The sequence below is a fragment of the Corynebacterium sp. AOP40-9SA-29 genome (assembly GCF_052377405.1).
GTDB lineage: Bacteria > Actinomycetota > Actinomycetes > Mycobacteriales > Mycobacteriaceae > Corynebacterium.
Genome location: NZ_JBQSWR010000003.1, coordinates 257312 through 277129, shown reverse-complemented (window position 1 = coordinate 277129; position 19818 = coordinate 257312). Strand labels below are relative to the sequence as shown.

Below are 19818 nucleotides of genomic sequence, written 5' to 3'. Positions count from 1 at the left end.
GGTGCAAGAAAAAACTGCAGGAAGACCCAGACGATCAGTTGGCACTAAAGATTCCTGTACCAACGGGACGGGATTTCCCGATAGTCAGCGCCCTGCCCAGAAACATAACGTCGTATGTGGATAATTCACCAAGCCATCTGGAGGACTAGTGCTACTCGACCAAGTTCGATTCACAACCGAGGCCGCGCCGATGGGCACGGAACGACAGGCGGCCTTCGACCATGCGCTATCGGTCCTCCGTGAGCGGAGGGATGAGTTCACCCTTCTCGGGCATGTTCCCAAGGACTACGTCAACCTCCTGGTCGAGGCGGGACTGTACCGGGCGGCTACGCCGGCTACTTTCGGCGGAGAACCACAACCCCCCGCCGAGTTCATGCGCCAGATCGAACAGATCTCGGCCATCGACCCCTCCACCGGTTGGGTGGCCAGCTTCGGCTCAGCGCTGACCTATTTTTCTGCGCTTCCACGCGACACGCAAGAGAAGCTCTACGCAGACAGTGTTGACGTTGTTTTCGCCGGCGGCATGTTTCCCATGATCGAGGCGGAGAAGGTCGAGGGAGGCTGGGTCGCCAATGGCACCTGGTTCTTCGCTTCGGGATGCAAGGGTGCCGACATTCTCGGCATCGGCCTGCGGGGAGGGCCAGAGACTGCAGGCCGCCCGCTGACTGCGCTCGTCCATCCTGGTGATGTCGAGATCATCGAGAACTGGGATGTGGCGGGGATGAAATCCACGGGTTCCCACAATGTCCGGGTCACCGACCTGTTTATCCCCGAAGAACTGACCTTTATCCGAGGCGGAACCCCGACAATCGACGAGCCGATCACCAGGTATCCGGCGCTCGCTTACGCCGCCCAGGTACTGGCGGTGACTGCGCTCGGAGCAGGCCGAGGTGCACTCGACTACCTCCGCGACACTGGCTCCGCCAGTGCGTCCGTGACTGGCGGAGCTGCCAAGGGTAACCGTCCCGTTTACAAACTCGGCCTCGCTCACGCCGAAGCCGACCTCCGTTCCGCCCGGGCGTTCTTCTACGAGACCACCGAAGCGGTCTGGGACAAAGCAATATCGGGTGAGGAAATCACCGCCGACGACAAAGCGATGCTGCGGATAGCCGCATCGCATGCAGCCCAGGTTGGACGAAAGGTCGTGCTGACAGCATTTGACCTGGCTGGCACCGGCGCCATCTTCAACAGCCACCCGTTGCAGCGGTTCGTGCAGGACGGCCTCGTTCCAGCCCAACACGCGATGCTCCAGGAGAACACGTTTGAAGCCGGCGGAGCGCTCCTCCTAGGACTGGAACCGACCATTCCCAGTTTCCCCTGACTGTCCCACCGAAATCGAGAAGAGAGACCATGACTGATTCACCACTTCGCACATTGTTCTGCGTAGGAAACAACCAGAACTTCTTCGACCTGCCGAAAGACGACATCGGCAAAGTATGGATCGCGACCCAGACGTTCCTGACCAGACTCCGGGACATGGACGGCGTAGACATCATCGGCACGTTCGACGATGACGCCCACATGGTCGGCCCGTCCACCGGGTGGCCCTGGACCTTCTACCTTCTCGCCGATGTCCGCAATCAACCGACCGTCCAAGAGGCCTGCAACCTCCTTCGCACCATCATGGTCGACGAACATGCCCTGTGGCGATACTTCACCATCGAAGCTCGCATGGGCAGAGAACTGACCATCCGCGATGATGTCGCGCTCTGATCACGCCAGAGAGAGGAACTGACCAATGACAATCCCTACACGGATACCCAGCAGCTCGCGTAGCAACTTCGCCAACCTGGTCGACGACGACCGAGTGGCCGGACAGCTATACACCGACCAAAATATTTTCCAGGAGGAGATGAAGAGAATCTTCTACCGCACCTGGGTGTGGGTGGCCCACGAGAGCGAGATACCTGAGTCTGGGTCGTTCAAGACCACCTGGGTGGGAGACCAGCCGGTAATCGTCAACCGCGACCGTAAGGGCAATTTCAATACTCTGCTTAACAGATGCAGGCATCGGGGTGCGACGGTCTGTGACCAGCGTAGTGGCAAAGCGAACGGCTTCACCTGTCCTTACCACAACTGGTCGTACACCCACGATGGACGGTTGCGGGGCATCCCCTACCCTGACGGTTACGAGGGGCTGATCGACAAGAAGGATTTCGGGCTGCAGAAGCTTCGCACCGAGAGCTACCTCGGGATGATCTTCGCCACGTTCAACGATGACATTGAGCCCCTTGATGATCACCTTGGGGACGCGAAAATCTGGATGGACCGCTTCTTCAAGCAGACCAACGGCTACCCCTGCAAGGTCATCGGCACCCATAAGTTCCGTTTCAAGGGCAACTGGAAGATCCAGCTCGAGAACACAACAGACGGCTACCACTTCCCCATGGTCCACAAGTCGTGGATGGCCTCCGTCGACTCCGAGACGGCCGACATGATGTCTTTCATGGACGACCCGGCGGCAGAAACACATGCGTTGGGCCACGGACATAGCGTGAGCATCATGGCTACCGCCCACATGGACCTCGACGACGACGACGGTTCCGAGGAAATCCAGCCGCGATTCAATCACATCGTCAAGGAGCTCGAAGACGCCGGTGAGAGTCCCGAGATGGTCAGACGCTACATGCGCTCGATGCACGGATGCGGATTCAACCTGAACATGTTCCCGAACATCGCCATGTCCTCGGCATTCTTCCGGGTCCTCATCCCGATCTCCGTCAACGAGACGGAGATATGGCATATGGCCTTAGGCATGGACGGCGGGCCGGAGTCTGTCAACCGTGAGCGACTCCGGATCCACGAACACTTCCAGGGGCCATTCGGGTTCGGCAGTCCTGATGATTCCGAAGGGTGGGACCGCGTTCAGATCGGGTCAGGCGGCAACCCGTCGATGCCGATCATGATCAACCGTGGTCTCGGCCGCGAATACACCACCGAGGACGAGAACTGGCCGACCTCGCACGTCACCGATGAAACGGGGATGCGTGAGGCGTATTACATGTGGAAGAGGATGATGAGCAATGACGACGCAGACAACGCCGGCAACGCAGATGTCTGATCCGGTGACGCGTACCGTGACGCCGTTTCTCTCGGATACGCGCATCCAGCGTGCAATAGAGCTTATTTGGTACGAGGCTGCGCTCCTGGACCGGAAGGACTACCCCGCGTGGGAGAAACTGTTCAGCGAGGACGGTTACTACATCGTGCCGGTCGACCCGGAGACCGAGGATTTCGAAAACTCGCTCAACATGATCTATGACGACTCCCGTATGCGGCACCTCCGGGTCGAGCGACTCATCCAGGGTTTCTCCCCCAGTGCAGTCGCCGCGGCCACGACCATCCGAACTGTTTCCCGGTTTGAGATCGTAGAACTCTCGGAGAGTGAGGTGGTGGTCCGTTCCGCACAGATCATTACCGCCCACAAACGTAGCGAAACCCGAAACCTGGGTGCCGAACTCACCCATCGAATCCGGCTCACCGCAGAAGGCGACGGTGCCAGCGACCTCATCGTCCAGAAAGTCGCCCGTCTCATCGACTGTCAGGACGCCATCGGCGCCGCTGGCTTCCTCATCTAGAAAGGAATTGGCAGACATGACCAAACCAGCATCACAGCCGCAATCCGGACTAGCCGTCGTAACTGGTGCCGCCGGTGGCCTCGGCAGCTTCATCACCCGCCGACTCCACGCTGACGGACACAAGGTTGTCGTCACCGGACGCAACATGGAAAAGACGGCAGCCCTTGCGGAGGAGCTCTCGCCCGATGGCTCTTCCGCCCTCGCTCTGGAACTGGACGTCTCCCGCAAGGAGGGGTTCACCAATGCCCTCGACCGGATCACCGACCACTGGGGAACGCCGACCATCCTGGTTAACAATGCAGCGGTCACCCGAGCCGCAGATGTCTTTGAGTTGGACACCGATGAATTCGACGAAGTTCTCACGACCAATGCCAACAGTATCTTCTTCGGCTGCCAAGTCTTTGGTCCGGCGATGGCCCAACAGGGCTATGGACGTATCGTCAATCAGGCATCACTCGCCGGGCAGAACGGTGGTACCGCTACCGGTGCACACTACGCCGCCTCTAAAGGCGCGATCCTGACGACGACGAAGATCTTCGCCAAAGAGCTTGCTTCGTCCGGAGTCACCGTCAACGCGATCTCCCCAGGGCCCCACGACGTTTCAATCGTTCACGACACGGTTGGGCACAAGATGGAACAGATCGTTGATGGAATCCCAGTCCACAGGTTGGGCAACCCGCAATTCATCGCCGACACCGTGTCACTGCTGACACAGCCGAACGCCTACTTCGTCACCGGCGCCTGCTGGGACATCAACGGAGGCCTGTACCTCCGTTAGAAGGTCTTCGTTCCAACGCACACTCACGACAGGGAACAACAATGGGACTCAAGGAAGTTGTCGTGGCGAATATCGTCCACGAGACACCCACCATCATCTCCATCTACCTGAGCATGCCGGACGGTACCCCGATAGGGCACTACACGCCGGGGGCACACATCGATGTCGAAGGCCCGACGGCCATCACGAGACAGTATTCTCTGTGTGGCCGGCCAGACGGTGACGATGCGTATGTGGTGGCGGTCAAACGCGAGGATGAGTCCCGAGGCGGGTCCGCCGCGCTGCATTCGCTAAAGGTCGGTGATCATCTGAAAATCTCCGAACCACGTAATCTCATCGGCCTCGCGGAAGAAGCCACTCATCATATCCTCATCGCCGGAGGCATCGGGATCACCCCCATGCACAGCCTGGCTCGATACATGGACGTCCGCGACATCAGTTTCGAACTCCACTATTTTGCTTCTTCCGAGGAGGATGCGGCTTTTCTTCCGATCCTCCAGGAGAAATGCCCGGAGAAACTTCATGCTCACCTAGGCATCTCCAGAGACGATCAGACAAAAATACTTGAACGTCTGCGTGATGACGCCCCTCAGGGAAGTCACGTATACATGTGCGGCCCACAGGGATTCATGAACAAGGTCACCGGCGTTGTCTCGGAAAGGTTCACCGACAGCGATATCCACTTCGAGAACTTCCATGCCGGCGACCCGGTGGACGACTCAGAAAACACCGCTTTCGTCGTTGAGCTCGAGGGCGAAGAATTTGACATCCCCGCGGACCGGAGCATCGTCGATATCCTCAACGACAACGGCGCAGAGATCGACACGTCCTGCAGGGAAGGGATCTGCGGAACCTGCATCATGGAGGTACTCGAGGGGACTCCCGATCACCGGGACAATGTTCTGACATCATCAGAACGGGATGCCAACGAAACTATGGCGGTGTGCATCTCGCGATCGAAGACGCCAAGGCTTGTCTTAGACTACTTCTGACGTCGACTGATGGATCCACCGGCTCTCCCCAGTGCACCTGCACGGGGATTTCCGGCTGTTCAATTTAGAGTGGCGTACCGTAGCGCAAGATATCCCGAACGAATGTGCCGATACTCTCGGCGCCTGTCTTCGTCTTTATTCGGGTCCGATGGACATCGACAGTCTTGACACTCATTCCCAGACGCCGACCGATCGACTTGCTCGGAAGCCCCTCCACTACCATCGCAATTACCTCACGCTCTCGCGGAGTAAGCATCTCGACTTTGCGGGCCACATCTGCCTTTCTCCTATAATGCTCAAAGTTCCCCTGGGCATTCTCCACCCCGAGTTGCACCGCGTCGAGAAGCTTCTGAGGATCATACGGCTTCTCCAGGAAGTCTTGTGCCCCGGCCTTTATGGTGTCGACCGACATCCGGATATCCCCGTGGGCGGACACGAATATGATCGACACGTATGGTGCCATGTCCGTCAACTTTTCCTGGAGACGTGGGCCACTCATCTCCGGCATCCGGACATCCAGCACCATACAGGCCGGACGGGTCCGATCGAAACGCCCGAGGAACTCTGCGGCACTGTGGCATACGACACTTTCAATACAAGCACTATCCAAAAGCCAAGCGACCGAATCACAGAGATCGGGATCATCGTCGACGATATAGACGACTGGAACGTTCTCCATCAGTCCCACGCGGCTTCTGCAGTCCAGTAGTGCATGCCGAATTCACTGACATTGTGCTCCCACGGCGTGGTGCGAACCAAGTCCGGCTCCTCCTTCCGCACAGAAACATCTGCCGCCTCCGGACCATCCGCCTCGACGGTCCAGTGCACCCAGTTGACTTCTCGACCGAGCTCATCGTGAACAAACAGGTCTACATGGTGCCAACCGTAGGTGAACTTATCTCCGTAGCAGGTGAGGAACATGCGGTAATGGTTTATTGGACGAGGGCGGATAAGAGTGTCCGAGCTGTTTACCATTTCATCTCCTTGAGAGTGGGGACTCCGTCTACCTCACTGAATGAGGGAAGATCTCGGAGCAAGGGCTCCAGTGACGCTCCGATCTCCAAGAGCATCGACTCACTGCCTTTCGGCCCGATGATCTGAATACCCAGAGGCATTCCCGCGCCCGTACGGGCACCGGGCACGGTGATCACGGGCAGCCCGAGTAACTGCCACGGTCGACTGAGCTCGGGAGAACCGGTACCGGTGCTCATCATCGGAGCCGGCCCTTTCGCTGCCGGCCCGATCACCAGCCCGGTCTTCCCCAGACAACGTGTTAGTGCCGTCAGCGAAACGTCTCGCCGGAACAGGGCCTCGTTGACGTGCTGCTCCTCGATGACCTCTCCATCGCTGAACAACTGGCCCAACTGGTCGGATACTTCCCCTCGCAGAGACCCCAACGTTTGACCGAGGCCGGCAGCAGCTTCATAGGCCATGACCGTCCGGTGATCGTCGACCAACGATCGTATGTGGTCGTCCCAATCCAGCGGCGAAGATGCGATACCCAGCTCCTCCAACAGATGCGGAAGCGCGTGTAGAAGTTGCATCATGGTGCAGTCGAGGTTCAACATTCCGGAACCGTCCCAGAGGAGCGCGTTGACATCGGGGAAAGAGTCTCGACCAACGGCCCCCTCCTCCGGTAAATCGAAGAAGGCTCGGTGAACGAAGCCCAAGTCCTCCACCGAGCGAGCAAGGAAGCCAAGGGAGTCTAGCGACTCGCTCAATCCGGTAACACCCGCTAGGGATGTCGCACCCCGAGTCAAGACCAGACCCGCTGCACCGCAGAAAGACGCCGGCCGGGTAAGAGACCCGGCGGTCTGGGTGCCCAATGCGAAGGGAACAGTACCGGCACCCACCGAAGCCGCTGATCCGCTCGAGGACCCTCCCGGACTTGCGGTCTCACTAAAGGGGTTGGTCGTGGGGCCGGGTGAAAAATAGCCATACTCCGTGGTGACTGTCTTCCCCTGAACGGTTGCGCCGAGCTCCCGCAGACGGGCGACACACGCTGCGTCGGCTTCCTTCGGCTTCGGATCAGACGTCGGAGACCCACACCGCGTGGCGTACCCCCGAACGTCGATGATGTCTTTGACCCCCACAGACAGTCCGGCCAAAGGACCGTGTAAAGGCACGTTGTCATCCTTGTCGAGGTCAGCGAACTCGACCCATGCCTTCAGACGCGGTTCGTACCGGATGATTTCTCGGCGGTGCTGATCTGCACACTCCCGGGCGGAGGTGTGGCCGTCGCGAACGTCTCTCACCCGGTGCTCCACCGACTGTGTGCGGTGCGCGAGCGTCATGATGAATCCTTCCTTCGAGGATCTAAACCCGTGACCAGCAGCACTCCCATGCGTGAACATGATGCCGATCACCCAATGATCTTTTGAGTGCCAAGGTTAATATACCGAACCGCGAAGTGCCCAGTTTTACCGACTAAAGGAAACCCGGAGTCGAAACTTAAGGGTACCCTCCCCTTATTTATCTGGTCGTCTCTGCCCTTCCCGTCGTTCACCGCCATACCCACGGCCTCGACACGGGATCTAAAGGTTTCCCGCGTGGTGCCGTAAGTCAGCCCTGCCCTAGCTTTGTTTCTTAACCGCCCGGAACCCCTGACTGAACGTCCACCACCACAATTGTGCCCGCAATAAAAGGAGCAATCAAAGTGAATGAATATCCCCTCTCCACCGAGTTTGACCCGCGCGCATTCAGGCACACGATGGGACATTATCCCACCGGAGTTGCCGTCGTCACCGGACGCGCCGCAGACGGGGAACTACTCGCCATGGTAGTCGGCACGTTCTCGTCGGTCTCCCTCGATCCTCCATTGGTTTCATTCATGCCAATGAAGACGTCGAAGACCTTCCAGAAAATGCAAGAGTGCTCCTCACTGTGCATCAATATCTTCGGCGGCGAACAAGAATCCGAGATGTTATCCATCGCCCAACGGTGGAAGAACAAACTAGACGGAATCGAATGGTACCCCTCTCCCGCGGGCGACCCGATTCTCAAGAACTCAATCGCCTGGATCGACACAACAATCTCAGAGACAATCGAGGCTGGTGATCACTGGATCGTCTTATGCCGCGTCCATGATCTGGAGGTGACGAACGCGGTCGCTCCGCTATTGTTTTTCCAGGGCGGATACGGGAGTTTCGTCGGATCTACAATGATGGGACGCCTCAGGCACGATTCACTTCCCGCCATCCACGCCGCACACAGTGCCGACGACGATCTCGAATCTCTTGCGAAGTCAATCGGCTGCGAAGTCATCGTCTACGCCGCGCTCAGCGAGGATGAGTTCGCAACGGTCTACTCCGCGCTCGGACCAGGTGTGTCTCCCGAGCACCGTTTCGCAAGCCGCGTCCCGATCGTTCCTCCTATTGGAGACACCTACCTCTTCGACAAGCCTGAGGAAGTCCGCGAGCGTTGGCTCGGCAAACTCGGCCATCCATCCGATGAAGTTCGGAAAAACCACTGCCGCCGCCTCGAGATGCTCAACGACAACGGCTACGTCATCTCCCATCTTCCTGAGGAAGGAAGTGCCGCTTATGAACAGATGATCGAAGCGACCAAGGAGTATCTGGAAGGTCCACTTACTCCGTTCGCCGAAAAAACCATACGCGAGCTGATCGGGAGCACCACCGTCGACTACGCCCAGCGGGAGATCACGTGCGACGAACGCTACAACGTCGGGTCGATCGTCTTCCCAGTCCGAGACCCTGCCGGCGAGCACACGATGACCTTACGTCTGGCCCAACTTCCCCAGGACGTCGTTGGACGAAACGTCAGCGAATGGATCGCCCAAGCGCAGGCTGTCGTCCGACGCATCGAAAATCACTAACAGCCATCCATTTCCCTTCCTTCAGCCCAAGGAGCACCACAATGCATGAAGACACTAATCACGTCATCGAAAAACTGACCGCACGAGTCGAGACGCTAGAATCCGAAGCAGAAATTCGTCGTGTTCAAGCACGCTACATGCTGCTGTGCGACACCCCCTGCCCCGTCTATCCTCCGGTGAGCGACAAAGAGCGAATCGAACTCATCCTAGACCTTTACACAGATGATGCAGTATGGGAAGGAGTTGGCGAGTACTACACCGGTCAGTTTGGCCGAGCCGAGGGGAAAGAAGCAATCCGCGCCCACTTCAACCGTTTCTGGCCCGAGGATCAGAACCCCAAACTCATTCTCAACGCACACTACCTGACGTCGGAGCAAATTGCTGTCGGCGGAGACATCGCAGAGGGCGCGTGGATACACATGCAGCCCTGGCTCTTCTCAGACGGTACTTCTCTTCTCCGCTCAAGCCGCCTCAACAACGCCTTCCGAAAGGAAGACGGAGTATGGCGAGTGACTCGGACCCGAACGGAAAACGTCTTCATCTCTGATCTCCCCGACAATTTCGCCGGGAGTTATCCCACGCAGTCCGTGCTCGTCCGATAGACAGCACCAACTGCTGGGAGCCCCGCGTTTTTACACCTACCCCACGAGGGATGGCTCATCTTCCCGGTAGACACCGCAGATCCCGATGAAATGACTGCAGGAGGCAGCATGCTCGTCTTATTCAAGAAAAGGTTGTTGGCGATACTTCTCGTGCCTTTTCTCGTCGCCGGTTGTTCTTCCGCCGCTGACGAGGCAAGCGGCGACGTGACTATTACCCTCGCGAGTGGTTTCGCGAAGAACCACTCCAATAATGAGGGTGTCTTCATGTTCATCGACAAACTGAAGGAGACAGCGCCTTGGATCACCATCGATTTCAAAGGCGGGCCGGAAGTGATGGCCCCAAACCTCCTCATCGAAGGAGTGTCTGCTGGAGTATTCGACATGGGCATCATGCCCGGTGACTATTACGTCGACCAGGTTCCTGCCATGGAGCTCGCACGGTTCACGCCATTCACACCGATGGAGGAGCGCGACAACGGTGTCGTGGAAATCTACGACGAGATCCACCGGGAACAACTCGGGGTCACGTACCTCGGGCGCGCAGTTGCCGGGATGCCACAGGTCATCTTAAGCAGCGGCGAAATCGAGGGGCTCGACCTTCATGGAGCCTCGTACCGTACATCGTCGGCGACCTCCGGCATGGTCAGTCGTATGCACGGTGTGCCCGTCGACCTTCCTGGCGGCGAGGTCTACACAGCATTGGAGCGCAACGTCGTCTCCGGCGCAACCTGGGCCTCCGTCGGCCCATCGAGCCTGGGACTGGAAGGGGTGGTGAACTACGACCTGGCACCGCGGTTCTACGAGTCTGTGGCCAACCTCCTGATGAACGAAGGGGCATGGGACCGACTCGATGCACGCACGCAGGCGGCGCTAACCGACACCCTTGCTGAGACTGAGCCCGAAATTTTCAATCACTACCTCGAACGTACGGTGGAAGAGACGCAGCAATGGCATGACGCCGGTGTCCGTGAGACCCGACTCAACGACGATGACTCCGAGGCTCTGCTTGAACTCGCCTACGTCGACGGCTGGGAAGACCTGGATTGGGATCGGATTCTGACCACCTCCCCGGCTGCCGCTGACCTCCGCGACGCTTACGACATTCCGCTTGAAGGTCGCGGCTACGACCGAGTTCCCGGCGGTGCCTTCATCGCTGACACCGAGGAACTTCAGGAGGACACGCAATGAATTCGCAGACTCCCCGTACTGACGGTCCGGTCGTGCCGACGGACAGCGCGGAAGTGGTGCTTGAAGCACTTCCCGACTCGGTCAACGACACCACGGACATCTCCGCGCGCACCTGGTTGCCGGAACGTGCCCTCGAGTACCTCGGGGCCGGCGTCATACTTGTCCTGGCCGTTTTCATCGCCGTCACCGTGGTGATGCGCTTCACCGGGCACGGAGTTCTCGGTGCAGTCGAGCTCTCTGCCCTGGCGATGGTACTGATTACCGTCCTGGTGGTCCCGGCTGCCACCGCAGCGGACGACAATTTCAAGGTCGAGATTCTCGACATGTTTAACCGTCCGCTCCTGGTTGTCGTCGGCCAGCTGATCGGAGCTGTCGTGCAGCTTGTCGTGGCCCTGTTCCTGACATTCAGCGCACTGGAACTGCTCGTCAACGACTGGAACACGAAGACGACCATGGCAGGGGAACTTGCCATTCACCGGTACTGGCTGTCACTGGCGGTGTTCGTGGGGTTCGCCGTATTGCTCCATGCCACAGTCTTCTACCTCATCCGGTCGATAAGAACTGCTCGCGCATCCAGACGGCCCGAGGCCGCATCCACCCGAGTTCAGCGAGAGGAAGCCTAGGTCATGGAGTGGTACATCTTTCTGCCGGTCTACATACTGGCCCTCATCCTCGTTCTGTTCCTGCGGATCCCCGTCGCCTTCGGCATCTTCGCCGTGGGAATCGTGGCCTCACTCCTGATCTTCGGTGACATCGAAGTCACGTCCCGCCTCCTGAGTCTAAGCGTGATCAGTTCTGTCAACAGCTTCACGTTCACTGCAATTCCGCTGTTCATCCTCATGGGCGACGTGTTGTTCCGGGCACGCATCGCCCAGGACGCCATCGTCGAAATCGCGAAACTGCTCCGCCGCGTTCCTGGGCGTCTGCCCATGGTGGCGGTTGCCGGCGGCAGTGCCTTCGGCATCCTGTCCGGCTCATCGCTGGCCAACACAGCACTGCTCAGTCGCACATTGCTGCCCCAGATGAAGTCTGCAGGATACGACACCCGTCTTTCCGCGGGCTCCATTCTCGCGGCGGGCGGACTGGCGATGGTGTTCCCCCCGAGCGCGTTGGCGATCCTCTGGGGCGGTGTCGCCAATGTTTCCATCGGGCCTCTCCTGATCGCAGGAATCGTGCCCGGCATCCTCATGGCCCTCGGCTACGTGACCATCGTCCTGTGGAAGAGCAGGAAGGCCGCAGTCGGCGAATCATCTCCTGACTCCGCACAGAATCTTCCTCCACGACGTTCCCTTGCAGAGATCGCGCGAGGCTTCCTTAGCAATCTCTTGCTGCCAGGAATCATCGCGATCACGGTGCTCGTGGTGATTTTTACAGGGATTGCAACTCCCACCGAGGCAGCTGCCTTCGGAGCGCTCGCATCCATCGTTCTCGCCTTTGCCAGCGGTCGATTCTCGCTGAAGGAACTCCTAGGAGCAGGGGTCGGCAGCATTCGCATCACGGGTACGATCTTCATCCTCGTCATGGCTTCCACCCTGTACTCACAGATCATGGCCTACATGGGCGCTACCGCGGGCCTCGTCCAGTGGGTATCCGGCAGCATCACCAACGGAGCCCTGATGATGTTGCTCATCGTCCTGCTCCTAGTCGTCCTCTCATGTTTTATCGACCAGGCATCGATCATGTTGATCACAGCACCACTGCTCATGCCGATCGTGACGCAGTTCGGCTGGGACCCCGTATGGTTCTCCATCATCGTTCTCGTCACCCTGCAGATCGGGAATATCTCTCCGCCCTTCGGCATGGGTCTCTTCGTCATGAAGTCCACGGCACCCTGGCTACCACTGTTCACGATTTACCGGGCTGCGATCCCCTGGATCATTTCTGACCTGGTCGTCATCCTCATTCTCTGCCTGCTGCCGTGGCTAGTGACGTTCCTGCCGCAACTCATGGCCGGGTGACACAGATACCGTACTTTCCCGGTACCAGTTCCATTCCTCGAGGAAATAGTGTGAACGGCACTCTCCATCAACACACACCATCAGACCAGGAGCATCATCATGGCACCACATCGACAGGTCGGATATCTCTGGGACACCCTCTACGGATGGGTGGACAGTGGAAGCGGCGGGTTCACGCCTGCTGATCCTTCCCTCGGCCTCCAACCCATCAGCCACCATATCGCCCACGCAGACACCAAGCGCCGGTTCCATGAAGCTGTCCAGATCTCGCCGCTGGCTGACGTCCTGACACCGTTGAAAGCCACTCCGGCCCAGCTTGAGGACTTGCACCGGGTCCACACCGCTGAGCACGTGGAACACATCCGGTCCCAGTCGGAGAACGCTAAAGGTGGCGACGCCGGTGATGGAGCCAGTCCATTCGGTCGAGGTGGGTACGAGATCGCGCAACGGTCCTCCGGTGGCGCGATCGAGGCCGTGCGCGCCGTGGTGGAAGGAGAGGTCGACACCGCATACGCGCTGATCAATCCGCCCGGACACCATGCAGAACGAGCACGTGGAATGGGTTTCTGCCTGTTCAACAATGTCTCTGTCGCCGCCGCATACGCACGGGACGTCCTCGGTATATCACGAGTCGCCGTCGTCGACTGGGACGTCCACCACGGAAATGGCACCCAGGACATCTGGTGGGACGACCCCAGTGTCCTCACTATCTCGATGCACCAGGATCGGTGTTTTCCGCCGGAGTCAGGATTCCGGGAGGACAACGGAGCTGGAGCAGGATCAGGAGCGGCACTCAATGTGCCCCTTCCTCCGGGCAGTGGCAATGCCGTCTACGAGCTGGCCATGCGCGATGTCGTCGTTCCCGCACTTGAAGCGTTCCAGCCGGAATTAATCCTTGTCGCCAGCGGATTCGATGCCGCTGCGATGGATCCGCTCGCGCGTCAGATGGTCACCCAGCAAGGATTCAAGACTCTGACCCGTCTAATCCTGGATGCTGCAGACTCCCTGTGTGAGGGCAAGGTCGTCTTCATCCAGGAGGGCGGCTACAGCCCGTACTACGTCCCCGTGTGCGGGCTCGGGGTTCTGGAGGTCCTCACGAGCGTCGAAACAGGTTTCGGCGACCCTTATTCGCCGGTTCTCGATCCCCAGGGCGTGGATGACCTTTACGACCATCAACGCCTCGCGGTCGCGAAAGCGCAGGAACTCGTGAAGAACGTCCCAACCCCCTGATCGAGGCTCATCCAGACGAACCACGGATGATCTGTCCGAGCGGTGCGCGCTCCGGGTGCGGTACGTAAAGTCCGGCCCCGAGTGCGATGAGGACTGCCTCGAGCCTGCTCGCCGCTCCCAACTTCTGCCGGAGTGAACCGAGATATGTTTCCACGGTCCGACGCCCCAAATGTAGGCGCGATGCTATCTCCGCATTCCCTACCCCGCAGCACAGCGCACTGAGCACCTGTAGTTCCTGTCGAGTAAGCCCACGCGTGGCTGTGGCATCGGCCGGACGCGCGACAACCCGTCCCGGCTGAACAATATCGACGCTGATCAACATGCCGTCGAGATCCCACAAGTGGTCGATGGACGTGAGGTGGCTCCGGCAGAACTCGCGAAGATGCCTCACGAAGTGAGCATCCTCCAATAGCCACTGTTCAGCAGCAGAATGGGCATCATCACGCGGGAGTTCCTCGCCACCAGGGAATATCGCAACAATACTTCCCAACAAGCCGGACACCGCCAGTGCGGCTTCTCGTGGGTTACCGTCAAACGCTCCCTCCGTCCTGCTCGAGAAGTGAGCCATTCCCACCGGCCCGTCCACGTGGTGCAGAACTAGGGACATTCCCTCCGCGTAACCTTCCCTGGCGAGATGGTCCCGGAAAAGTCGGGACGAGGTGAAGCCGCTGCCCACACCTGCAGTGGAAATTGTCGGGGGCAGGGGCGCGCTGTCACTCATTTCGTACGTGAATCGGCGCGTGTCTACGGCTGGAAACATATGAGCCAGGGCCCATGCGGTATTGGCTGAGTAGCCCGTCCGACAGATTTCCGAGGGCTTCGTCCCATTCTCGCTTCGCAGGACCTGCGCTGCGTCGTAAGGAACAAGTCGACGAAGGAGCTGAAGGGATGTGACGAGGTCACGCCGGCGCTTGCCCAAGTCGGCCTTGCCGAATTCTCCTTCCACGACCACTTTTCACCCCAGCTACTCCACGACAGTACGGCCCCGACGTCCACCGACCACGATACCTACACAGGTGACAAGACAGACAGCTGCGAAGACTGCATAGACGCTGAACAGTCTCGTCGCGCCTCCCGCACCGAAAACAGCGCCGCCGACAACCGGACCGAGAAATGAACCGACGTACGCCATAGCGTTGGTGATCGCGATAACCGTCCCTCGGAGCGGAGGAGCCACGTGGTTGGTTGCCGCTGCACTGATGAGGTTCTGTGTCGAATGCCCCCCGATTCCCAGTAAAGCGACGAACACGACCGCCCCGGCCATCGCGGTGGGCCCGGACATCAAACCCATCAGTCCGACCAGTGTCAGGGCAGCACAGAGGACCGCAATGCGGGCCGGACCGAAACGGTCACCGGCAGTTGCGGTAAACCATGAGCCGATCACCGCTGCGCCGGTGAGGACGAAAGTCAAGGTGAGGGCCTGAGTCAAGGTGAACCCGCTGCTCCGCATCGCTTCAGCGAGCCAGGCATTGAGCCCCAGCCAGGTCACGAGGTTCATGACGCTGGCGAGTGCAACAAATAGGACGAGAACGCGTGTCGTCGGTTGAAAGAGTGCCGTCAAACGGCGGAAGGGTGCCAGCGCCGAGTTCTGTACCTCGTCGGGCTCCCTAATCCGCCCCATGAGTGACACAACCAGAATGACCAGTGTCAGGATGGCACCCGCCCAGTAGTTTGACCGCCACCCCCAGTGTGGCATGAGGAAGATGCCGAACAGGGACGCCAGGACACCGCCGACCGGTACGCCCGCAGTGGTCAGTGTGATGACCAGGCTCGCCCGGTTCATCGCAGCATGGTTCCGCGCCAGCGTCATTGCCGAGGTAAACGCCGCGCCGATGCCGATGCCGGTGATCACCCTGGCAACACCGATGACTGTAGCGTTCGGAGCCACCGCGACAAGCACCGAGCCGACTGCAAAAACACCGACGGCGGCAGACATCAGTCGGTGGCGGCCCCACCTGTCCGCCAGGGGACCGCTGATCAGAATGCCTGTCAAGCCGCCGGCGTAGACGACACCACCGATCAATCCGGTGGTGGCAGGATCGATGGCCAGTCCCGGGTCGTCCAGAAGTAGGGGGACAGTCACTCCGAAAGTGATCAGGTTGTAACCCTCCATCACCACGACGACCATGCAGAGTGCGATCACCGCCCTACTGGTCAGAGGTTGTCTCAAGGTAGTCACACCATTTCTCCTATCGTGTCAGATGCGGACTTCACGTCGGGTGTTGAATCCCCGACGATGAACTCCGCTGCGCGTTCTCCGATGAGAACCGCGGCGGCATTGGTATTTCCTGTCGTCACCAAGGGCATGACTGAGGCATCCGCCACCCGGAGACCGGTGACACCGTGGACAGCGAGCGTCCGGGGGTCGACGACGGATCCCTCGCCCACTCCCATTCGGCACGTCCCTACCTGGTGGTGGTAGGTGCTGACGTGCGAGCGCACGTATTTCTCGAGGGCATCATCGTCGTCCCCGACATCGTCTCCCGGATATATCTCGTGCGCGCCCCACTCCGCGAGTGATGCCGCGCGGCCCATACGACGGCACTGACGCACAGAGGCAACGAGAGCATTGAGGTCGACGTTGTTGTCGAGCGCTGCGAGGTCGATCAACAGCTCATCGGACACATCCGGCCCCGAGAGTGTCACCGACCCCCTGGATTGTGGTCGGATCAACCCTGCCACGAGGGAGAATCCGTTCTCCGGGCCCGCCATATCATCGAGATACATCGGGATGGAGAAGTGGATGGGCTGGGTGTCCGGCACCGCGAGGTCTGGTCGGCTCCGCCAGAAGTGGTGGGTTTCGGCCACACCTGTACTTGGCGGAGGGACCGGTGTCGAGGTCGTGAAGACTACGGGGACCAGAAGGTGGTCCTGAAGGTTCTTCCCCACTCCCGGCAGATCGAACACTGGCTGTACGCCCGCCGACAACAGTTCGTCGGCCGGCCCGATACCTGATCGCAGGAGGATCGCCGGCGACCCCAGTGCCCCCGTGGCGAGAACGGTCTCTTCGCCGTAGAGTGTGCTCCGCCGTCCGTCCCGAATGTACTCGATACCGATCACCGCGCCGGCATCGATGATCAGACGGTCGACCTCCGCACCAGTGATGACGGTGAGGTTTTCATGCCCGAGAATCGGTGTCAGGTAAGCGTGCCAGGTGTTGAACCGCTTACCGTCCCGGACATTGAGCTGCATCCTCGAGATGCCGTCAGGCGCACCATCGTTGTAGTCCTTGTCCAGCGGAAGGCCGATCTCCACTCCCGCACGGAGGATGCTTTCCTGGATCGGGTTGGCGGTGTACCCCTGCGACACATCTAGCAGCCCGTCCTCTCCCCGGAGGTCGGATCCTCCACCATCAAAGTTCTCGATGCTTCGGAATGTCGGCAGGACATCATTCCAGCTCCAGCCTGGGCACCCCAGATAGGACCACGTGTCGTAGTCCTCCTTCGAGCCACGACACCAGATAGTCCCGTTGAGTGCGTGCGACCCACCTGTGACCTTGCCCCGAGGCAGGTGCAGCCGCCTCCCCGCGCAGTGTTCCTGGGGCACCGTTGTAAAATTCCAGTCTTCCGGCCCATGCCACAGCTGCACCGACGACCAGACGGTCTCGATCAGTGGATTCTCGTCATACCCTCCCGCTTCTACGACTGTGACCTTCTTACCTGCATCGATGAGCCGTCGAGCGACAACACACCCGGCGGACCCTGCACCGACGACGATGTACCCGGTTTCGTCCATGTTCTCCTGTGACCTCCGTCTTTTCGAGGAGGAGCACTGAATACCTTCGATCCAACGCCCCACTCAACAACGTTCGTGTTGGAAACGGTAGCCAGCTGCCGACACCTCCAGTTGTCCGAGAGCGCTATCCAATTGGCCAGGGGTGACAAACACGAGTTTTAGCGCCACCGGCCTTCGGCCGATAATCTTGCTCATCGCAGTCTTCCTGTTGCCCACGGAGGTACATCCTCGCGCAATCTGCAGGGCCTGGAGTATTTAGGACTTCCCGTTGCCTTGATGGTGTCCCCGTAAATCCGGGAGCAGGTCAATGTGTTGGGATGAGGAATTTGGTAGCGGCGATGAACGTATCCGGTAGTGGAGATGCGCCGAACCGGTAGCGGCTTAGCTACCGGTTCATCGGGCCATGGGGCCGGGGTCAGTCTGGCGGTAGTAGGCCATGGTGGCTCTTCCAGAGGTCTAGGAGTACCCGCTGCGAGTGGTTCGGGTACCTGACATCTTCCGGGATCGGCGCTACCAGATCCTTACATTCGAGCTATCGGATGCGTTCATCGCTGCTACCAAAAGCCCCCTCTAAACACAATGGCCTCGGCACGGCCGATTCACGCCTTTTTCCAGGATGAGTGTCCCGGGGTGTTGCCGCTGAGTCATCAGGAGGCACGTAGACGGCTAGTAGCGACGCGGCTCACCAGGGCATCTCGCAGCCCGCGGGAGAGTCCCGTTGATCGCCATGGCCCGCGCCACCGACTGCGGTGTGTCCGACCTGCCCGGCCTGGCAATACGAAAACGTCGCTGACCTGTACCCCGTGCAAGCGAAAAGCAATCCGCAGGACGCGTTCATCACCGCTTGCCCTCAACGCACACAACGCGCACAACGCGCAACGTACGCTGCATGCGGTCTACCGCAGCGCTGAGGTGTTCTCCGCGCTAAAAATGCTGTCCAGACTCGATGATGGCATCGCGCATGATTACACCCGCACGCTCAACCCGCTTCGTAGCATCCTGGTGCAGAACTACCTGAGCATCTAGCGCGTCTTCGATTGTGAGGTTATCCAACGAGCATTCGTGCTGGGCCTGCTGATCCGCTACGCCGGACCAACGAAACAGAAAAAATCCGGCGAAAAGAGCGTCCTTACCCGGTTGAGAAACTACGCCAAGAAGGCCCTCGAGGCCATGATCGCCGACTACCCCACCAGATCAGACTCCAAGAGACTCAAGAACGCCCCGCTCAGGTCCGCCGGGCCCCATCGAGCTTCAGCAATGCCGCCCGGTCGCGGCGAGCGCTTCCGCGAACTGCCATTTCAGCCGGTAGAAGAGCCTGCAGAGGCCTAGCTACCGAGAATCGGGCCCCGCTGACGAAGCCTCACGCGATGCACCACCCGTAACTCGGGCTCATCGTCTACGCTCGCGAGATCGAAGCCGAGCCGGCAGTAGTCAGTCACGCCAGGTCAAGAAACTTGGGCCCTAGAGCGGACGATCTAGATAGGGGAACCTTACCCTACGCGTCCAGAATATTACCCGATTGTAAAAATCTGACGAACTCCTGGTACCGCTAGCCACACCATCAGTCAGCCAGCACCCATCATAACCTGCAGTTTTGCTAAAAAAACAAGGTTTCGCACGGCGAAATGGCCCACGAAGTACCAGAAACTACCTGTTGACACCCTGCCGGACCTCACTTACATTTGCCAATAACTACTAACGCGGAACGGAGGGGCACCATGACAATCGATATGCAGCGAATCGACAGGGTCACGGCGATACCCCGTTCCGTGAACAAGGCCCCCGCCAGCTTCCGCTGGGACGGCGCACGGAGCTCAAGTACGTTGCAGCCTTGTCCTGGGAACGGCGGGAACATCGGCCCGCCAGCCACCCCTGCGCTCTAGACGGCCCCGACCCGGTTGACCGGCGTAGGCCAGCTCCGC

19 protein-coding genes are annotated in these 19818 nt (G+C 59.4%); 13 read left to right on the top strand and 6 right to left on the bottom strand.

Annotated features, from left to right (window positions below; translation table 11 throughout):
* Positions 1-190 precede the first annotated feature (190 nt).
* From ACT3SZ_RS07870 to ACT3SZ_RS07845, 6 genes are read left to right on the top strand one after another with little or no spacing between them, the layout of a single operon-like run.
* Positions 191-1321: a flavin-dependent monooxygenase gene (locus ACT3SZ_RS07870; RefSeq protein WP_444617984.1), complete on the top strand. Its 1131-nt coding sequence runs from the start codon at positions 191-193 to the stop codon at positions 1319-1321.
* A gap of 29 nt (positions 1322-1350) precedes the next feature.
* A complete protein-coding gene (locus tag ACT3SZ_RS07865) occupies positions 1351-1713 on the top strand; it encodes a hypothetical protein (RefSeq protein WP_444617983.1) in 363 nt (120 codons plus the stop codon).
* A gap of 25 nt (positions 1714-1738) precedes the next feature.
* Complete coding sequence (locus ACT3SZ_RS07860; protein ID WP_444617982.1) at positions 1739-3061, top strand: aromatic ring-hydroxylating oxygenase subunit alpha; 1323 nt, start codon at positions 1739-1741, stop codon at positions 3059-3061.
* Positions 3054-3578: an aromatic-ring-hydroxylating dioxygenase subunit beta gene (locus tag ACT3SZ_RS07855; protein ID WP_444618072.1), complete on the top strand. Its 525-nt coding sequence runs from the start codon at positions 3054-3056 to the stop codon at positions 3576-3578. The genes ACT3SZ_RS07860 and ACT3SZ_RS07855 overlap by 8 nt, the downstream gene beginning before the upstream one ends.
* Positions 3579-3594: 16 nt before the next feature.
* Positions 3595-4356: an SDR family NAD(P)-dependent oxidoreductase gene (locus ACT3SZ_RS07850; protein ID WP_444617981.1), complete on the top strand. Its 762-nt coding sequence runs from the start codon at positions 3595-3597 to the stop codon at positions 4354-4356.
* A 41-nt stretch (positions 4357-4397) separates the two neighbouring features.
* The gene (locus ACT3SZ_RS07845; protein WP_444617980.1) at positions 4398-5348 is read left to right on the top strand and encodes a PDR/VanB family oxidoreductase; all 951 of its coding nucleotides are present in this window, start codon (positions 4398-4400) and stop codon (positions 5346-5348) included.
* A 64-nt stretch (positions 5349-5412) separates the two neighbouring features.
* On the opposite strand, the gene ACT3SZ_RS07840 is transcribed toward ACT3SZ_RS07845, so the two are convergent.
* The 3 genes from ACT3SZ_RS07840 to ACT3SZ_RS07830 are packed head-to-tail and all read right to left on the bottom strand — an operon-like array spanning position 5413 to position 7642.
* Entirely contained in the window at positions 5413-6027 is a 615-nt protein-coding gene (locus ACT3SZ_RS07840) for a response regulator transcription factor (RefSeq protein WP_444618071.1), read from the bottom strand.
* The gene (locus ACT3SZ_RS07835; protein ID WP_444617979.1) at positions 6027-6323 is read right to left on the bottom strand and encodes a hypothetical protein; all 297 of its coding nucleotides are present in this window, start codon (positions 6321-6323) and stop codon (positions 6027-6029) included. The genes ACT3SZ_RS07840 and ACT3SZ_RS07835 overlap by 1 nt, the downstream gene beginning before the upstream one ends.
* Positions 6317-7642: an amidase gene (locus ACT3SZ_RS07830; RefSeq protein WP_444617978.1), complete on the bottom strand. Its 1326-nt coding sequence runs from the start codon at positions 7640-7642 to the stop codon at positions 6317-6319. The genes ACT3SZ_RS07835 and ACT3SZ_RS07830 overlap by 7 nt, the downstream gene beginning before the upstream one ends.
* 416 nt (positions 7643-8058) lie before the next feature.
* Here ACT3SZ_RS07830 and ACT3SZ_RS07825 point away from each other — a divergent pair, with 416 nt between their 5' ends.
* From ACT3SZ_RS07825 to ACT3SZ_RS07800, 6 genes are all read left to right on the top strand, one after another.
* Positions 8059-9183 carry a flavin reductase family protein gene (locus ACT3SZ_RS07825; RefSeq protein WP_444618070.1) on the top strand — a complete coding sequence of 375 codons (1125 nt, stop codon included), beginning with the start codon at positions 8059-8061 and terminating at the stop codon, positions 9181-9183.
* A gap of 41 nt (positions 9184-9224) precedes the next feature.
* Positions 9225-9785, top strand: a complete 561-nt coding sequence (locus ACT3SZ_RS07820; protein ID WP_444617977.1) for a nuclear transport factor 2 family protein — start codon at positions 9225-9227, stop codon at positions 9783-9785.
* Between the two features lie 108 nt (positions 9786-9893).
* On the top strand, positions 9894-10973 hold the full coding sequence (gene dctP / locus ACT3SZ_RS07815) for a TRAP transporter substrate-binding protein DctP (protein ID WP_444617976.1): 1080 nt from the start codon (positions 9894-9896) through the stop codon (positions 10971-10973).
* Complete coding sequence (locus ACT3SZ_RS07810; RefSeq protein ID WP_444617975.1) at positions 10970-11596, top strand: TRAP transporter small permease subunit; 627 nt, start codon at positions 10970-10972, stop codon at positions 11594-11596. Before dctP ends, ACT3SZ_RS07810 begins: the two co-directional genes overlap by 4 nt.
* Before the next feature lie 3 nt (positions 11597-11599).
* The gene (locus ACT3SZ_RS07805) at positions 11600-12931 is read left to right on the top strand and encodes a TRAP transporter large permease (protein WP_444617974.1); all 1332 of its coding nucleotides are present in this window, start codon (positions 11600-11602) and stop codon (positions 12929-12931) included.
* Positions 12932-13030: 99 nt separating this feature from the next.
* The gene (locus ACT3SZ_RS07800; protein WP_444617973.1) at positions 13031-14161 is read left to right on the top strand and encodes a class II histone deacetylase; all 1131 of its coding nucleotides are present in this window, start codon (positions 13031-13033) and stop codon (positions 14159-14161) included.
* Positions 14162-14168: 7 nt separating this feature from the next.
* Here the strand turns inward: ACT3SZ_RS07800 and ACT3SZ_RS07795 are convergent, their stop codons facing one another.
* From ACT3SZ_RS07795 to ACT3SZ_RS07785, 3 genes are all read right to left on the bottom strand, one after another.
* On the bottom strand, positions 14169-14483 hold the full coding sequence (locus ACT3SZ_RS07795; protein ID WP_444618069.1) for a response regulator transcription factor: 315 nt from the start codon (positions 14481-14483) through the stop codon (positions 14169-14171).
* Between the two features lie 642 nt (positions 14484-15125).
* Positions 15126-16340 carry an MFS transporter gene (locus ACT3SZ_RS07790; RefSeq protein WP_444617972.1) on the bottom strand — a complete coding sequence of 405 codons (1215 nt, stop codon included), beginning with the start codon at positions 16338-16340 and terminating at the stop codon, positions 15126-15128.
* Positions 16337-17896 carry a GMC family oxidoreductase gene (locus ACT3SZ_RS07785; RefSeq protein ID WP_444617971.1) on the bottom strand — a complete coding sequence of 520 codons (1560 nt, stop codon included), beginning with the start codon at positions 17894-17896 and terminating at the stop codon, positions 16337-16339. The genes ACT3SZ_RS07790 and ACT3SZ_RS07785 overlap by 4 nt, the downstream gene beginning before the upstream one ends.
* A gap of 1062 nt (positions 17897-18958) precedes the next feature.
* Between ACT3SZ_RS07785 and ACT3SZ_RS07780 the strand changes: the two genes are divergently transcribed.
* Positions 18959-19225, top strand: a complete 267-nt coding sequence (locus tag ACT3SZ_RS07780) for a hypothetical protein (RefSeq protein ID WP_444617970.1) — start codon at positions 18959-18961, stop codon at positions 19223-19225.
* The last annotated feature ends 593 nt before the right edge of the window (positions 19226-19818 follow it).

Excerpts from the sequence above, each read along its gene's own strand:
- ACT3SZ_RS07870 (WP_444617984.1), top strand. The coding sequence starts at position 191 with ATGGGCACGGAACGACAGGCGGCCTTCGACCATGCGCTATCGGTCCTC.
- ACT3SZ_RS07865 (WP_444617983.1), top strand. The coding sequence starts at position 1,351 with ATGACTGATTCACCACTTCGCACATTGTTCTGCGTAGGAAACAACCAG.
- ACT3SZ_RS07860 (WP_444617982.1), top strand. The coding sequence starts at position 1,739 with ATGACAATCCCTACACGGATACCCAGCAGCTCGCGTAGCAACTTCGCC.
- ACT3SZ_RS07855 (WP_444618072.1), top strand. The coding sequence starts at position 3,054 with ATGTCTGATCCGGTGACGCGTACCGTGACGCCGTTTCTCTCGGATACG.
- ACT3SZ_RS07850 (WP_444617981.1), top strand. The coding sequence starts at position 3,595 with ATGACCAAACCAGCATCACAGCCGCAATCCGGACTAGCCGTCGTAACT.
- ACT3SZ_RS07845 (WP_444617980.1), top strand. The coding sequence starts at position 4,398 with ATGGGACTCAAGGAAGTTGTCGTGGCGAATATCGTCCACGAGACACCC.
- ACT3SZ_RS07840 (WP_444618071.1), bottom strand. The coding sequence starts at position 6,027 with ATGGAGAACGTTCCAGTCGTCTATATCGTCGACGATGATCCCGATCTC.
- ACT3SZ_RS07835 (WP_444617979.1), bottom strand. The coding sequence starts at position 6,323 with ATGGTAAACAGCTCGGACACTCTTATCCGCCCTCGTCCAATAAACCAT.
- ACT3SZ_RS07830 (WP_444617978.1), bottom strand. The coding sequence starts at position 7,642 with ATGACGCTCGCGCACCGCACACAGTCGGTGGAGCACCGGGTGAGAGAC.
- ACT3SZ_RS07825 (WP_444618070.1), top strand. The coding sequence starts at position 8,059 with ATGGGACATTATCCCACCGGAGTTGCCGTCGTCACCGGACGCGCCGCA.
- ACT3SZ_RS07820 (WP_444617977.1), top strand. The coding sequence starts at position 9,225 with ATGCATGAAGACACTAATCACGTCATCGAAAAACTGACCGCACGAGTC.
- dctP (WP_444617976.1), top strand. The coding sequence starts at position 9,894 with ATGCTCGTCTTATTCAAGAAAAGGTTGTTGGCGATACTTCTCGTGCCT.
- ACT3SZ_RS07810 (WP_444617975.1), top strand. The coding sequence starts at position 10,970 with ATGAATTCGCAGACTCCCCGTACTGACGGTCCGGTCGTGCCGACGGAC.
- ACT3SZ_RS07805 (WP_444617974.1), top strand. The coding sequence starts at position 11,600 with ATGGAGTGGTACATCTTTCTGCCGGTCTACATACTGGCCCTCATCCTC.
- ACT3SZ_RS07800 (WP_444617973.1), top strand. The coding sequence starts at position 13,031 with ATGGCACCACATCGACAGGTCGGATATCTCTGGGACACCCTCTACGGA.
- ACT3SZ_RS07795 (WP_444618069.1), bottom strand. The coding sequence starts at position 14,483 with ATGTTGATCAGCGTCGATATTGTTCAGCCGGGACGGGTTGTCGCGCGT.
- ACT3SZ_RS07785 (WP_444617971.1), bottom strand. The coding sequence starts at position 17,896 with ATGGACGAAACCGGGTACATCGTCGTCGGTGCAGGGTCCGCCGGGTGT.